Source organism: Pontibacter roseus DSM 17521, from assembly GCF_000373265.1.
In the GTDB taxonomy this organism is placed as follows: Bacteria; Bacteroidota; Bacteroidia; order Cytophagales; family Hymenobacteraceae; genus Pontibacter; species Pontibacter roseus.
Genome location: NZ_KB890767.1, coordinates 201,298 through 217,393 on the forward strand (window position 1 = coordinate 201,298; position 16,096 = coordinate 217,393).

Consider the following 16,096-nt stretch of genomic DNA (forward strand, 5'->3'; position numbering starts at 1 on the left):
AAAACTGAAGAGATTATGAAGCAGCTCAACCGCCGTACTGCCAGCATGCCAGGTATGCAACCGGTCAAAGTATTGCAATTCGGAGAAGGAAACTTTCTCAGAGGTTTCGTGGATTGGATCATTGACCTGCTCAACGAGCGAACGGACTTCGGTGGCAATGTGCAGATAGTGCAGCCGCTGAACCAGGGCATCGTGCACCTGCTCAACCAGCAGGAAGGCCTGTACCACGTGCTGCTGGAAGGTATACAGAACGGCCAGCCTACTCGGGAGCAGCGTCTCATCAGCTGCGTCTCCAACGCCATCAACCCCTACGAGGACTACAAAGCCTATCTGGCGCTGGCTGAAAACCCGGACCTGCAGTTCATCATCTCCAACACCACCGAGGCAGGTATAGCCTTTGACGCCGCCGATACAGGTATGGCAACCTTGCCCAATAGCTTCCCTGGCAAGTTGACCGCGCTCCTCTTCCGCCGTTTCGAGCACTTCAAAGGCGCCGCTGACAAAGGATTCTACATCATTCCGTGCGAGCTCATCGAGAAAAACGGGGAGAAGCTCCGCGATACCATACTGGCGTATGCCAGCCACTGGAACCTGCCATCCGAATTCACTGCCTGGATTGAGAAGCACAACAGCTTCTGCAACACCCTTGTAGACCGCATCGTGCCAGGCTTTCCGAAGGACAACATCAAAGAAATACACCAGGAACTGGGTTATGAGGATAACCTGGTGGTGAAGGCAGAGCCGTTCCATCTGTGGGTGATTGAGGCGCCAGAGGCCGTAAGGGCCGCTTTCCCAGCAGAGCAAGCAGGCCTGCAAGTGAAATTTGTGGAGGACCTGACGCCTTACCGCACCCGCAAAGTCCGCATCCTCAACGGCGCCCATACCGCTTTGGTACCGGTAGCCTACCTGCAGGGGCTGCGCACCGTGCGCGATGCCATTGAAGACGAGCAAACAGGCAAATTCATCCGCGAGACTATTTTCGAAGAGATTATTCCGACGCTGGACCTGCCAGCAGAGGAACTGGAACAGTTCGCCAACGATGTCATCGAGCGTTTCCAGAACCCGTTCATCCGGCACGAGCTGCAATCCATCGCACTCAACTCCATATCAAAGTACAACGTGCGGGTACTACCTTCGGTGCTGGAATACCATGCCCGTAAAGGCCAGTTGCCACAGAGGCTGCTGCAGTCACTGGCGGCGCTCATTCTCTTCTACAAAGGGGAGTGGAATGGTGAAAGCCTGCCATTGAACGACACACCTGAAGTGCTGGATTTCTTCCAGAAAGCCTGGCAGTCTGATTCTGCTTCAGCTGTGGTGGAGACGGTTCTTTCAAACCAGCATCTCTGGGGCATCGACCTTACGGCTATACCTGGAATCGCTGAGACGGTGACAAAACAGCTGACAGCTCTGCAGGAGACGGAGAAGCAGACGAACATTGCCTAACACTTGACAGGTATAGCTATACCTGAACCATACACGTGAAAGCCCCAGGTCTCGACCGCCTGAAGCGCCACCGGCTCTCCGACAGGAGGCCTGTGGTGGGCTTCTACGACTACGTAACCCAAACCGGCCGACCATACCATTTACCATGAGAAGCATCACAGACACTACCACGGCCGCCTCTTTCCTGGACGAGGACTTCCTCCTGCAGACGGAGACGGCGCGCCGGCTATACCACGGGCACGCCGCGCGCCTGCCCATCATCGACTACCACTGCCACCTCTCGCCCGAGGACATCGCCAACGACAGGAGGTTCAAGAACCTGACCGAGATATGGCTGGAGGGCGACCACTACAAGTGGCGGGCCATGCGCACCAACGGCGTGGCCGAGCGCTTCTGCACCGGCGACGCCCCGGACTACGCCAAGTTCGAGCAGTGGGCCCGCACCGTGCCCTATACCGTGCGCAATCCGCTCTACCACTGGACGCACATGGAGCTCAAGCGCCCCTTCGGTATCGAGACCATCCTCAAGCCGGAGACGGCGCGGGAGGTATACGAGGCCTGCACCACGATGCTGCAGACCGACGGCTTCAGCGTGCGCGGCATCCTGCGGAGGATGAACGTGGAGACCGTCTGCACCACCGACGACCCAATCGATACGCTGGAGCACCACCGGAGGATAAAGGCCGACGGCTTCGGGGTGAAGGTGCTGCCCACCTTCCGCGCCGATAAGGTCGTCTTCATCGACAACCCGGACGTGTTCCTGCCCTACCTGGAGAGACTGTCGGAGGCATCAGGCATGGCCATCGGTGATTACCAAAGCCTTCTACAGGCCATCAAACGGCGCCATGATTTCTTCCACGCCAACGGCTGCCGCCTCTCCGACCACGGGCTGGAGACCGTCTATGCCGCCGACTATACACAGAAGGAAGTCGAGGCCATCTTCCGGAAGGCGCTCGGCGGGCGGCCCCTGACCGGGGAGGAGGCGCTGAAGTACAAATCGGCGATGCTGGTGGAGCTGGCCCTGCTGGACCACGCCAGAGGCTGGGTGCAGCAGTTCCACCTGGGGGCGCTGCGCAACAACAACTCCCGCATGCTGCGCCAGCTCGGGCCCGACACAGGCTTCGACTCCATCGGCGACTTCGGCGCGGCCCCGCAGCTGGCCCGCTTCCTGGACCGGCTCGACAGCTCCGACCGGCTGGCCAAGACCATCCTCTACAACCTCAACCCGAGCCAGAACGAGGTGTACGCCACCATGGTGGGCAACTTCAACGATGGCTCCACGCCGGGCAAGGTGCAGTACGGCTCGGCCTGGTGGTTCCTCGACCAGAAGGATGGCATGGAGAAACAAATCAATGCCCTCTCCAACATGGGCCTCTTGAGCCGCTTCGTGGGCATGCTCACCGATTCCCGCAGCTTCCTCTCCTACCCCCGCCACGAGTACTTCCGCCGCATCCTGTGCAACCTGATCGGCAACGACGTGGAGGGCGGCCAGCTGCCGGCCGGCGAGCTGCAGTGGCTGGGCCAGCTGGTGGAGGACATCTGCTACAACAACGCCAAAAACTACTTCAATTTCTAAGCACGCATGGGCAAAGTACTTTCATTTGGCGAGCTATTACTGAGGATTTGCCCGGATGAGGGCGGGCAGTGGCTGCGGGAGAACAGTCTTCCATTTTACGTAGGCGGTGCCGAGGCCAACGTGGCTACGGCGCTTGCCCTGTGGGGTATACCGTCTTCCTACCTGACTGCCTTGCCTGATAATTTCCTGGCGGAGCAACTGGTCGGCTACCTCAAGGGCAAACAGGTGCAGACCGACAGCATCGTGTACCAGGGCGACCGCGTGGGCCTGTACTACCTGCCCAAGGGGAAAGACCTGAAGAACACAGGCGTCATCTACGACCGGGCTGGGTCAGCTTACGCAGACCTCACTCCGGGCACTATCGATTGGGAGAAGGCATTCGAGGGTGTGAGCTGGTTCCATTTCAGCGCCATCTGCCCTGCCATCAACCAGGCCGTAGCAGACGTGTGCGAAGAAGCCCTGAGAGTAGCCGCTCAGAAAAACATCACCATTTCCCTGGACCTGAACTACCGCGCCAAACTATGGAAGTATGGCAAAGAGCCTGTAGAGATAATGCCTGCGCTGGCACAGTATTGCAACCTCATTATGGGGAACATCTGGGCGGCTAACAAAATGCTGGGTATACTGCTGGATGAGGATATGATAGCCGAACTGGACAGGGAAAGCCTGCAGCAACATGCGCAACAGACATCGGAGGCCATACTGCAGAAGTTCCCGAAATGCAGCACCGTAGCCAACACTTTCCGGTTTGATTATCAGCAGGGGATTCGGTATTTTACCACCTTGTATACCGCCGGAAGTCTGCATACCTCCCATGAGTACCAGGTAGAGAAGATTTTGGACAAGGTGGGGAGCGGCGACTGCTTCATGGCCGGTTTGATATATGGCTTCCACCACCAGCTCTCTCCGGCTGAGACCGTAGAGTTTGCCACTGCCGCGGCTTTCAGGAAATTATTCATCCCTAGTGATGCCACCACCAGCACAGTAGCGGAAATAAACGATACCGTCACATCTTATGCAAACTAAAGAAAACGCCCTCCAGGCCATCCTGGAACAGGGACTGTTGCCGCTGTTTTTCTACGAGAATCCGGAGGTGAGCCTGCAGGTAGTGAAGACCCTGTACAAAGCCGGCATCAGGACTCTGGAGTACACCAACCGAGGCGAGGCCGCTCTGGAGAACTTCCGGTACCTGAAGCAGGAGCTCAGCCAGGACCACCCGGACCTGCACCTCGGCATTGGCACCATCAAGACTACTTCGGAGGCACAGGCCTTTCTGGAAGCGGGCGCTGATTACATCGTTTGCCCTATCGTCAACCCTGAGGTAGGCAACCTGACGCATGAGGCAGGTATGCTGTGGATACCAGGCTGCTTTACCCCTACCGAAATCTATACCGCCCAGCAGCGTAATGCGGCGCTCATCAAGCTCTTCCCGGCCAACATACTGGGACCTGGCTATGTGTCTTCTATCAAAGAACTGTTCGCCGGACAACTGTTCATGCCAACCGGCGGTGTGGAGTTGGAAGAGGCGAATTTCCGCACCTGGTTCAAAGCCGGCGTTTGCGCGGTGGGCATGGGCAGTAAGCTCATCAGCAAGGAAATCCTGGTCAATGGTGAATACAATGTCCTGCACGAACTGACCCTGAAAGCAATGGGGCTTGCCAAAGCCTGTCGCCTATAATAGCCATCTCACTAACCTACAAACTAATTCTGCCATGCAACCAACCAAACTAGCTTCAACCACCACGGAAAAAATTGGTGGGTACCGGTGGACCATCTGTGCCCTGCTCTTCTTTGCTACCACGGTCAATTACCTGGACAGGCAGGTACTCAGCTTGCTGCAGCCCATGCTGGCAGAAAAGTTTGGCTGGTCCAACACAGACTATGCCAACATTGCGGCTGTATTCCAGTTCACATATGCTATCTCCATGTTGTTTGCCGGCCGTATCATTGACAAGCTGGGCACCAAGTGGGGCTATGCCTTGGCATTGATTATCTGGTCATTGGCTGCGATTTTGCACGCCTACGCAGAACCTTTGGGTAGAGCCGTAAGCCCATTCTTTTCTGCCATTGGTTTTGCCGCTATACCTGTTTCTGTGCTTGGTTTTATGGTGGCGAGGGCGTTCCTGGGCTTCGGGGAATCCGGTAACTTTCCGGCTGCTATCAAAGCCACCGCCGAGTACTTCCCTAAGAAGGAACGCTCACTGGCTACGGGCATCTTCAACTCCGGCTCCAACGTAGGCGCTATTTTGGCACCCATCACCGTTCCCTGGATTGCCTCTCACCTGGGTTGGGAATATACCTTCTTCATCATCGGTGCTATCGGTTTTCTGTGGCTGGTTTTCTGGTTCATGTACTATGAGATTCCAGAGAAGCAGAAACGACTTTCAGTAGCAGAAAAAGAATACATCAGCAGCGACAGTGAGCCTGTGCTGGAGCAAGACTCTACCGCTGCGGCAGAAAAGGTATCCTGGTTTAAACTGTTGAAGTTCCGGCAGACCTGGGCCTTTGTTTTCGGGAAGTTCATGACCGACGGTGTGTGGTGGTTCTTTCTGTTCTGGCTTCCTGCTTACCTGAAAGCACAGTACAACCTGACAGGGACAGAGGTGATGCTTCCGCTGTCTGTACTCTACAGCATGACCATGATTGGCAGCATAGGCGGCGGCTGGTTCCCGATGTACTTCATTAACAAAGGGTATAACCCGTACGAAGGCCGTATGCGCGCCATGTTTGTAATCGCGCTTATCCCGCTGCTGGTTCTGGCAGCCCAGCCATTGGGGCAGTATAGTTTCTGGTTTCCAGTGTTGCTCATCGGTATAGGTGCCTCTGCTCACCAAGCCTGGTCTGCCAACATCTTCACGACCGTGTCGGATATGTTCCCTAAGAAAACCGTTGCCTCCGTCACGGGCATTGGAGGTATGGCCGGCGGTATAGGCGGCGTGCTGGTGACAAAGGTAGGCGGCTACCTGTTTGACCATTACGATAAACTGGGCCACATCGAGACAGGCTATACCATCATGTTCAGCTTCTGCGCGCTGGCCTACTTGGTTGCCTGGTTTGTTATGAAATCGTTGGTACCGAAAATGAAGCCGGTAAATATTTAAGCTAAGGTTATAACCATAACACAGAAGGCAGCTTTCCTGAAGGCTGCCTTTTGTAATATAGAGTCTTTCTTGGATTGGGAGCAATGGCAGAGTCGGGATACTTGCTACGCCGCTATACCTTGAACTTCAGCCGCTAAAAACGAAAAGGCCCTGCACGTGTACACGTGCAGGGCCTTTTGCTTAGGGTGGTGGAGGTGCAGGGTCTCAGGTTCTATCTTCTAAAAAATGCAGGATATTCTGCTGACTAAAGCATTTGCTAATTGAGAACAGGACTTATGAGAAAGCAAGCGTGTTGTACTTCAACCTTAACACAAGCAGTTGAGTTACTAGGTGGTTTTGGGTAATAGCAAAAAAAACTATATATTAAGTAGCTTTTAAATAACCCATTAGTTAAATTTTACAGCTGCATTTACCCTCCCGCTAGTTGAGACACGCTATATTGAAGTTTTGTATTCTTAAGGACTTAGCCTATGAAAGTAGTTCAATTCGAGATACCGGTTGCACAAGCAGAGTCTGTAACAGTAAGTGAAGATGTCCTGCCTTTTTTTTATGGTCACCTGCACCGGCACCGGGAAATGCAACTCACCCTTATTTTGAAGGGAGAAGGCACCCTGCTTGTTGGGAACTGTATCAAGTCGTTCAAGGCTGGTGATATTTACGTGATAGGTGCCAACCAACCTCATATTCTAAAGTCTGACGAAAGCCACCGAATTGACGCAGGCTTATGCAATGTCCATGCTATACACATCTTCTTTGACTATGAGAAGACCCTCCAGAACCTGATGCTGTTTCCAGAAATGGAGTTTGTTACAAAGTTCATCAAAAGTGCTACCCAAGGAGTACAGGTGCCCGGAGAACATGCGCAGGAAGCCTCCGACCTGTTTTTCCGGATAAACAGAGCATCAGGGTTCAAAAGGCTGCTCTTATTCATAAAGCTCATACGGCATCTTTCTAAGAACCTGAACAACTATAATCTGCTGACAACAGGCGTTGCACACCCTTCTCTCCCCGAGCAGGAGGATAACCGGATGGGGAAAATATTTCAGTTCACAGCAGAGCATTACGCCGAGAATATCACCATAGAAAGGATAGCCTCTGTTGTGCACATCACTCCTCAGGCTTTCTGCAAGTACTTCAAAAAGCACACCTTGAAGACGTATAACAAATTCCTGAATGAATATCGGGTCAATGAAGCCTGTAAGAAGATAATCAACGGGGATTTTGAGTGCATCTCCTCCATAGCCTATGCAACCGGTTTCAACAGCCCCATCAACTTCAATAAAGTGTTTAAAAAGACGACAGGCAAATCACCCAGTGAGTACAGCAAGGAATACAGGCAGGAATGGAACAAAGCCGTGAACATGCTGAGAGAACCTGCTTGATTAATCTGGCTAACGTTGCGGTAGAAAATTCACTGGCTATACCTTTATCGCTTCATAGGCAGATGCAAAGGAAGGGCTGCACACATGGCCATACCTACCTGTAAAAGAAAAGCCTCTATGACCAGAAATTTGTCTAAGTCATAGAGGCTTTTTTATATGCATAGAGCCTACGTAGGCTTAGTGTTTATGTGGGGCTATACCTGGCTGAATAATCTGATACCCTGTTTTAGCTTTTTCTTCTTCTACCATTTTCTTCACCTGAGCCAGTAAATCTTTTGCATCGTACACGATACCATCTTTGATGGTGTATTTCACGCCTCCAACTCGAGTCACCTGGTTGTTCTCTACCAGCCGGATGGCACCGGTCCCGTACAGCACTTTGAAGTCCATAAGTGGGTTCTCCTCCACAATCACGAAGTCAGCCAGTTTCCCTATTTCTACACTGCCGATCTCTTTTTCCATACCTAGGAGTTCGGCGCCATTCAACGTGGCGGCTTTGATAACTTCTAAAGGGTGGAAACCTGCCTCCCGTAGCAGCTCCATCTCCCTGGGATAGGCAAAACCGAACAGTTCGTAAATAAAGCCCGAGTCTGTACCCACTGTCACTCTGCCGCCACGGTTTTTGTATTCATTGATGAAGGCCATCCACAGCCTGAAGTTTTCCCGCCACTGCACTTCCTGCTCGGTTCCCCAGGAGTGCCAGTAAGAGCCATGGGCGTTCCAACTGGGCGCATAGAAATCCCAGAGTTTGGGCATGGTATACTCCTCGTGCCATTCTGCTCTCCGAGCACGCATCAGGTCGCGGTTCGCCTCGTAAATGTTAAAGGTCGGGCTCAGGGTAAAGTCCAGCGCAATCAGTTCATCCATCACCTTGCTCCACCGGTCAGAGAACGGCGCCGCCGCCTGCTTCCACAAAGTTCCTGCCTCACTGAAACGGTCCTGTTCGTTCGTATAGTTATATGCCAATGAATAGTCCTGTATCGTACGATCAGTGAACATCGCTTCGGGAAGGCCATACCAATGTTCCAATGAGCTTATACCAGCTTTGGCGCTATGCATGGCGTTCCAGCGCCCTACGTCTGTCTGGGCATGGTGTATCGCCGATTTCAAGCCGAGCCTCTTGTTCTCTTCCGCAGCAGCCTGCATGATTTCAGGGGCAGCACCAAAGAACTTAATCCCGTCGGCCCCATTCTTCGCGTTTTGCCTGACCCAATCCCGTGCTTGCTTTGCCGTGGCTATAGGCTGCTTGCTGCCCATCCCAAACCGGGTATAGGCTTTGATGCGGGGAGCCGTAATCGTGTTCCGCTCGCTCCTTTTCTTTTGCTCCAATGTCCAAGCCAGACCATTGCCCGCTGAGGGCTCCCGGATGGTGGTGACACCATGAGCCATCCATAGCTTGTAGACATAGCTTGCGTCGGTGCCGTTGTTCCCCCCGATATGCGCATGTGAGTCCACGAAGCCTGGCAGCAGGTACATACCGGTGGCATCCAGTTCCTTGCCTCCTGGTTTAAGCTGCGGACGCTTGGCCGGGTCAACTGGCAGGCCTGTTGTGCCCACCATCCGCACATCGGTAATGCGGTTGTTCTCTACCACGATGTCCACAGGGCCCAGGGGCGGTGACCCCGTACTGTTTATCAGAATCACGCCTCTTATAATCAGTTGCGGCCAGGGCCCTTCACCTTCCTGCCGATTAGGCACCTCAGGAATCTGGGCGAGCACACCCAACTGCATCAACAGGCACAGTACCATTAAAATATTCTTCTTATGTCGTTTCATAAAGGGGTCTATACATCATTAGTAACATAAAGCTCTACCCCTTTTTGAGAGGTAGAGCTTCACGTAATCCTACTACTCTACTATAAACATCCTGGTCTTCGCGCATTCGCTTTCGGAAGCTGAAGGCCAGACTTTCACTCAATCTATTTTACTGCCCGTTAGATTGGCTGGTCGTGTTACCGCCTGCCGTTTTCTTGCGTGTGTACTGGGCCGGCTGCCCGGGCTTAGGCAATGAGGCACGTATAAACTCGCGGATGTCCTCGTTTGAAGTGGCGAGGTCTTCGCTGCGCAGGTACATCATGTGACCGCTGCGGTACCCTTTGAAACTCATACGGTCTTTCATCTTGCCGCTCGGGTCCATCTGCCACATGTTATACTTAGCGTTGAAGTAGTCACACGCCCCGTCATAGTAGCCTGACTGCACCATCATGTGCAGGTTCGGGTTCTGTGCCATGGCCTGCCGCAGGTTCTCACCTGTGTTGTCGTCGCTTCGGTCCCAGGGCCGCACGGGCCCGAACATGTTGTACTTGATGTCTGTCTTGTACTTCAAGTGGTCTTTGATGTAGAGGTTGATGGCCGGTGTAAAGGAATGGAGCCAGGAGGTGAGTTCAGGGGCGTAGTCAGGCCGCAGGCCTACCTCCTGGCGGTCGATTCCGATGTAGCGCGAATCCAGCCTTCCTACCGTGAAGCCTTCCTTGCGAAGCAGTTCCTTCCAGAAAAAGGCAGGAGGTACGTTCAAATCGTGCTGCAAAATCACTTCTTGCGACAGGCCGGAGTAACGGGCCATCTTTGCTGCTATTTCTTTCTTCCTCTGGTCACCCAGACTCCACCCTCTTGTGATGGCAGGAATCAGCTCATTGATGGTGAACTCTTCCACCTCCGGCAGCATGGCTGTCAGGTCCTTCTGCTGCAGGCCTGGCTCCAGCACTTTATGATGCCAGGCTGTGGCGGCATAGTAAGGCAGCATGTTGGCCGACGCGACAGGACCGTCCCGCTTGATGCCCAGGTCAGTGGGCGAAACCAGGATTACCCCGTTCAGGTACATCCAATGGGCGTTCTGAAGCTCCAGCGCCAGGCCAGAAACCCGGGTGGTGCCATAGCTCTCGCCAATCAGGTACTTGGGAGAGGCCCACCGGTTCTTCCTTCCAACAAAGGTGTTGATCCAGCCGGCCAGGTACTTGATGTCTGCGTTGATGCCGAAGAACTTCTTCTGGACCTCCTCTTTAGACAGCGTGCTGACGGGTCTGGAAAGACCGGTGTTGACTGGGTTCACATACACGATGTCGGCCACATCCAGTATAGAGTGCGGGTTCTCCTTTATCCCGTAGGGCTGCAAAGGGTATCCTTCATCATCAATGTTGAGCAGCCGGGGTCCGGTATAGGCAATGTGCATCCACACAGAGGCTGACCCGGGCCCACCGTTGAAAGAAATCACCAGTGGCCGGTTGGCCTTGTCTTTGACGTCCGTCCGTTCATAATAGGTATAGAACAAGCCGGCTATGGGTTTGCCGTCCTCATCCCAGACGGGCTGCGTGCCTGCCGTGGCGGTGTAGGGGACACGCTTTCCTTTGATTGTTACCTCATGCTTTGTCGTGACAGTCGAATCAGTCTTAGGGATTAATTGCTGTGCGGTGACAGGAAGAATGGCAACAGCTAGGAGGAGGATGAAAGTATACAGTTGCTTCATTTTCTCTTTACATTAAAAATCTTATTCAAACTATTGTTGCTAACCAGCCGAGCCTGTTACTGCTCCTCAAGATTCTGCACCGCGGATTGTATTAAAAGACATAAAAGTCAAATCCGGTAGGTGGGCGTCATCAGGAGGACAGGTATAGCTCAAGTATGGGAGCAGGCATCTCCTTGATGGGGGATGCCTGCTTATGCCTTATTGCCGGACATCCCAGAAGACCCTTTCCAACAGTGTCTCCTTTTGATCGATGTTGGGGTTGCTGCTCACTTCATTGAAAGGGTAAAACAGCGACCTTGGCACGTCGTTCCATACAGCGACTGGCGTAGGTATAGGGGTGATGGCGGGGAAGCCTGTTCTTCTCCAATCCGTCCAGTTCTCCATAATGACACCGAAGTTCGCGATGTACTTCTCATTGATAATCTGCTCCAGCTTTTCACTCTGAGAACCTACCAGAGTACCATGCGCGGCCAAGTATTCTGTAATCTTTTCTTGCGGCACTCCAGCCTCACTCATCGACGCCCTGATTCCCTCTTTGAAGAACGTTTCCGCATCGCCTGGAGCCCCAAATCGCAGCGCCGCCTCCGCCCGGATGAAGTTATACTCGGCGTAGAGCAACAACCTGGAAGGAGCATCCCCCCCATACGTGATAGCCGTACCCTCCAGGCTACCATCGGCGTTAACGCCCGCTGTGTTTACAGCAGAAGGTGTTCCCTTGAGATAGCTGTGCAATCTTGAATATTTCACGGAAGGGTTAGTCTCCAGGATGGTCGAACCCTTATAGCTCTCCGTGTTGTAGGGGAAAGCCACGAAGTAAGACGAGCGCCGCGGGTCTGCCTTTTCATTCATCAAATCCACGATGAAGCGGTTCGGGAAGAACTGATTCCGGAACTGACCTCCCTCTATACTTGTAAGCGGGTTCTGCCTTTGGGGCTGGTTCAGGAAACTCATCTCAAAGTTATCGTCATTTGACTGCATGAACTCTACACCACTGTTAATCAAGGCGTTTATCTGCTGAGAGGCCAGCCCGGGGTCCACCTCGCTGTAATGCAAATATATCCTGAGCTTAAGAGTGTTGGCTAGTCTCTCCCACTTCGTTTTTGAGGAAACCCAGCTAGAGCCTGGGTAAATCGTGGTGAAAGTATTGGGCTCTAGTGCTGAGGTGGGTGCGTTTATCTCTGCTATACCTTGGTCCAGCAGCTCAATCAGCTTCGGATAAATGGCGGCATCGTCATCGTATTTAGGGTATAGCACCTCCCCAAACTTTAGGCCCTCCGTGAAAGGCACATCGCCCCAGGCGTCTACAGTCACCTGGTAGGTATAGGCCTTCAGTATTTTAGCGACGCCGGAATAATGCGGGCTCTGGTTTTCAGTGGATATCCGTATCAACTGCTCCAAGTCGGCCAGTATGCCAGCAAAAATACTGTTCCAGGTGTTGTTCACATCCGAATCACTGATAGAATAGCGCTCATAGTTCGTGAACGTATTGTTGAGAACCGGGCCATGTCCTGAAAACTGCTGCATAATCAGGTTGCTGTAGCGCATGAGGTCACTGACACCCATGAAGCCGATGTTTGTGGTGGCTGACGGAAGAATCTCAGACACACGCGCCTCCTTTATGTTGTTCGGGTCCTCGTTCACGTCAAAGAAGCTTTCGCAGGAAGGGAAGACAAGACCGGCGGACAGCAAGGCTATGTATAGGATTTTATGGTATTTCATATCTGTATCTTTTTAGTAAACAAAGGATTAGAAAGTGGCCCTTAAACTCGCACCTACCGTCCTGGCGATTGGCTGTATACCAAACTCCAATCCACGGGAGTTGCTTACGCCTTGCAGGTTCTGCTCAGGGTCCAGGTGCGGGTAGTTTGGCGCGTGGGTGAGCAGGTTGCGGCCATACAATGACACCTGCAGTGCATTGATGAAGCCCACTTTTTCCAGCGTTGCTTTCGGAAGGTTATAGCTGAGTGTGACCTCACGGAGCTTCACAAAGGAGGCATCGTGAACATAGCCAGACCAGGCAACATACTTTCCTCTCAGGCCCCAGTAGTCCTGTGCCGTCACATAGATATCATTTGGTCTTCCATCCTGAAGCACTCCTTCAAATAGGTAGGGCTTGTTAGGCGTACCGTCTGCGTTGAAGCGTGGGAACTCCGCTGTCTCGGCTGCAACTCCTTGGATTCTTAAATCGCCGACAGTTCTCGACAGTATGTCTCCTTTGTACTTCCAGTCCACCAGGAAGGACAGGTTGAAGGCCTTGTAAGAAAAGTTGTTGGAGAAGCCCATGGTGAATTTTGGGTTAGGGTTACCTGTTGCTGAAACACCCGGAGCCGTAAGCGGCAAGCCGTTTGTACCAATAATCATCCTTCCCTGATCATCCCGCATGTAGTCGGTAGAGTAGATAAGTCCGTACTGCTCCCCTACCACAGCCTGTGTGTTAGGAGAGGTAAAACCACCGATTGTCAGTCTTTGCACGCCTGGCGCCAGTTCCTCTACCACGGTTCTGAAGGTGGTGAAGTTGACTGTTGACTCCCATTTAAAGTTCGGGCCAGCGATAGGGCTTCCTGAAACCAGCACCTCCAGACCTTTTGTGGAGAGTTTACCGGCATTGGTGATCGTACTGGTATAACCTGAGGTTGCAGGAACCGGAACAGCGAAAATCAGGTTTCTGGTGTCTCTGCGGTACACGGATGCATCCATATACAGGCGGTCTCCGAAGAAGCTTAGCTCTGTTCCCAGCTCAATCTCGCGTGTGAACTCCGGCTGGAGGTTGTAATTACCGGCTGAGTTGTTATAGGTGAACCCGGCCAGGCCATTGAACGGAAAGTTGATGCCTGTAGAGCCCCAGCCATCACCAGCGCTCGCCTGCCCCCAGTAGGTTGAGGTGTTGTACACGCCTGCTCCCTTGCCTACTTCCCCGACGTTCGCTCGTATCTTAGCCGATGTGAGCACATTTCCCTTCAAACCAGAGAAAGCCTCGGTTGGGATAAAGCTCACCGCTACAGCAGGATAGAAGATGGACCTGTTCTCCTTTGACAAGGTGGATGAAAAGTCATTCCTACCTTTGATGTTCAGGGTCAGGAAGCTTTTGTAGTCCACGATGAAGTCCCCAAAAAAGCCCATTAATCTGCGTTCTGTAATGCTGGCAGAGGGGTTATAGGAAAGGAAGTTCTTCAGGTTGTCAAAGCCAGGCACCACTATACCCAGACCTACGGCCGAGAGGTTGCTGTCATAATTGGAGATGACTTCATTTCCCAACGTGGCCGTCAGCCTGAAGTCCTCACTGATTCTCCTGTCTCCTGTTACGGTAAGGTAGGAGTTGATATCACGGGAGAATACCTCCCTATCTATGACGCCACCGGAGCCGGCGGAGTTTGTGTTGCCGTTGCTGCGGATTCCCTTGTCATCGAAGCCTTTGCTGTTGGTGGCGAAAACGTCACCACCAATTCTGAAGTCTGCGCGCAGCCAATCCGTGAAGTCATAGGCTAGGTTCAGGTTGCCATACATCCTGTTCGTTTCGTCCGAGAAGCGCACATGCTCAATAGCCCAGTAAGGTTGGTCCTCACCTGCAAACCACAACTGATTCCCAAGCTCATCCTGGTAAGGCATTCCTGTCAAATCATAGCTCCTTGGTGTATAAATTCCCCTCCAAAGTGGGTTAGAGCCCTGGTTACCCGCCTGTGTCCTTTGCGAACGGTTGTTTATGTAGTTGATGGAGGTGTTTACCGTGAATTTGTCGGTCACACTGGTGCCTGCGTTTATGCTGAAAGAGTTTCTGTTCAACTCGTTGTTTGGCACCAGGCCTGTCTCGTGCGTGTTGCCATAGGAAATCCTGTAATTATACTTGGGCGTAGCCCCAGAGAAGCTAAGCGTATTCTGTATGAACTGAGAATGCTGCAGAATATCCTTCACGTTATCTGGGTAAGCCCTAAGAGTCTCATCGTTTCCGAACCAGTTTTTAACCGTTTGTCCACTTATGCGGGGACCCCACGAGCCGGGCACATTGTTGGCATAGTTCCCATTGGTGCCCTGCGCGTACTCGTTCTGGAAATCAGGGAACCTGTTCATGGTCCCTAATCCGAAGTTCGAAGTGAAATTAATCTGGTTCTTTGTGCCTATCTTCCCTTTTTTGGTGGTAATGAGGATAACACCAGAGGCTGCTCTTGACCCGTAAAGCACCGTTGCGGCCGCACCTTTCAGCACGCTCATACTCTCTATATCATCCGGGTTGATGTCAGAGGCTCTGTTGGAGCTTGCCACCCCCGCGTTGACACTGTTACTGCCGCCACTGTTATCAATCGGCACGCCATCTATCACAAACAGAGGCTGGTTACTGCCTGTGATACTGGAGAAGCCGCGAATGGTGATGTTAGAGCTGGAGAGCCCCCCGCCCGTTCCGGATATCTGCACACCGGCAACCTTACCGGCCAAGGCATTTGTCACGTCCGTTACTGGGGCCTTGGTGATTTCGTCTGAACTGACGCCACTCACGCCATACCCCAACGATTTTTTGTCCCTTTCAATACCGAAAGATGTGACAACGACTTCCTGCAGCTGCTTTGAGTCCTGAGCAATACTTATGTTGTACACGCTCTGGTTTGTAATGGGTACTTTCTGGGTTACAAAACCAATGAAGGAAACAATGAGTGTTGCCCCCTCGGGTGCCTGCAGACGGAAGTTGCCTTCCATGTCTGTCTGCGTGCCCCTCGCCAGACCCTCAACAACTATCGTCACACCCGGCATAGGTGAGTTGTCATCCTTTGCGACAACTTTGCCTGTAATTTCCTTGTCCTGCGCGAAAGCCATTGCCTGAATGCTTAAGAACAGGAAGAATAAGAGTAGCTTTTTTTCCATAACATCTATAGTTAGTTGCTAAGGAAATATAAATAATTAAGAGTTACGATTTGAGGCTGAAAGCGTGAAATGACAGCTTATGTTAATTCTGGTTTAGGAATAGACAATTTTGGTTAACTGCATTGCCCTATCTTCGAAGCATATCCTGCATTAACCTTGCAGCAAGCCTTAATCGCCTGCTGTTCAACCATAAAACAGGCACCCAACGCGCCTTAAAAAAAGGAATAAGAGAATACTTTCATTAGGTATAGCACATGTCAGGTATGTAGAAGATTAGCTA

At 52.4% G+C, this 16,096-nt stretch carries 10 protein-coding genes; 6 read left to right on the forward strand and 4 right to left on the reverse strand.

Annotated features, from left to right (window positions below; translation table 11 throughout):
* Window positions 1–15: 15 nt before the first annotated feature.
* The 6 genes from B051_RS0117420 to B051_RS0117445 all read left to right on the forward strand — a co-directional run bounded on the left by B051_RS0117420 (window position 16) and on the right by B051_RS0117445 (window position 7,502).
* On the forward strand, window positions 16–1,443 hold the full coding sequence (locus tag B051_RS0117420) for a tagaturonate reductase (protein WP_018479506.1): 1,428 nt from the start codon (window positions 16–18) through the stop codon (window positions 1,441–1,443).
* A gap of 145 nt (window positions 1,444–1,588) precedes the next feature.
* Complete coding sequence (gene uxaC, locus B051_RS0117425) at window positions 1,589–3,019, forward strand: glucuronate isomerase (RefSeq protein WP_018479507.1); 1,431 nt, start codon at window positions 1,589–1,591, stop codon at window positions 3,017–3,019.
* Between the two features lie 6 nt (window positions 3,020–3,025).
* A complete protein-coding gene (locus B051_RS0117430; protein WP_018479508.1) occupies window positions 3,026–4,045 on the forward strand; it encodes a sugar kinase in 1,020 nt (339 codons plus the stop codon).
* Window positions 4,035–4,697 (forward strand): bifunctional 4-hydroxy-2-oxoglutarate aldolase/2-dehydro-3-deoxy-phosphogluconate aldolase, encoded by a 663-nt coding sequence (locus tag B051_RS0117435; protein ID WP_018479509.1) that lies wholly within the window; start codon window positions 4,035–4,037, stop codon window positions 4,695–4,697. The genes B051_RS0117430 and B051_RS0117435 overlap by 11 nt, the downstream gene beginning before the upstream one ends.
* A 34-nt stretch (window positions 4,698–4,731) precedes the next feature.
* A complete protein-coding gene (locus B051_RS0117440) occupies window positions 4,732–6,120 on the forward strand; it encodes an MFS transporter (RefSeq protein WP_018479510.1) in 1,389 nt (462 codons plus the stop codon).
* A gap of 470 nt (window positions 6,121–6,590) precedes the next feature.
* Window positions 6,591–7,502, forward strand: coding sequence for an AraC family transcriptional regulator (locus B051_RS0117445; protein WP_018479511.1), 912 nt, complete (start codon window positions 6,591–6,593; stop codon window positions 7,500–7,502).
* Window positions 7,503–7,679: 177 nt separating this feature from the next.
* Here the strand turns inward: B051_RS0117445 and B051_RS0117450 are convergent, their stop codons facing one another.
* The 4 genes from B051_RS0117450 to B051_RS0117465 form a co-directional block, all read right to left on the reverse strand.
* The gene (locus B051_RS0117450; RefSeq protein ID WP_033317011.1) at window positions 7,680–9,278 is read right to left on the reverse strand and encodes an amidohydrolase family protein; all 1,599 of its coding nucleotides are present in this window, start codon (window positions 9,276–9,278) and stop codon (window positions 7,680–7,682) included.
* Window positions 9,279–9,426: 148 nt separating this feature from the next.
* Entirely contained in the window at window positions 9,427–10,965 is a 1,539-nt protein-coding gene (locus B051_RS0117455) for a S10 family peptidase (RefSeq protein ID WP_018479513.1), read from the reverse strand.
* Between the two features lie 198 nt (window positions 10,966–11,163).
* On the reverse strand, window positions 11,164–12,684 hold the full coding sequence (locus B051_RS0117460) for a SusD/RagB family nutrient-binding outer membrane lipoprotein (RefSeq protein WP_018479514.1): 1,521 nt from the start codon (window positions 12,682–12,684) through the stop codon (window positions 11,164–11,166).
* Window positions 12,685–12,711: 27 nt separating this feature from the next.
* Window positions 12,712–15,816, reverse strand: a complete 3,105-nt coding sequence (locus B051_RS0117465) for a SusC/RagA family TonB-linked outer membrane protein (RefSeq protein WP_018479515.1) — start codon at window positions 15,814–15,816, stop codon at window positions 12,712–12,714.
* Window positions 15,817–16,096 lie beyond the last annotated feature (280 nt).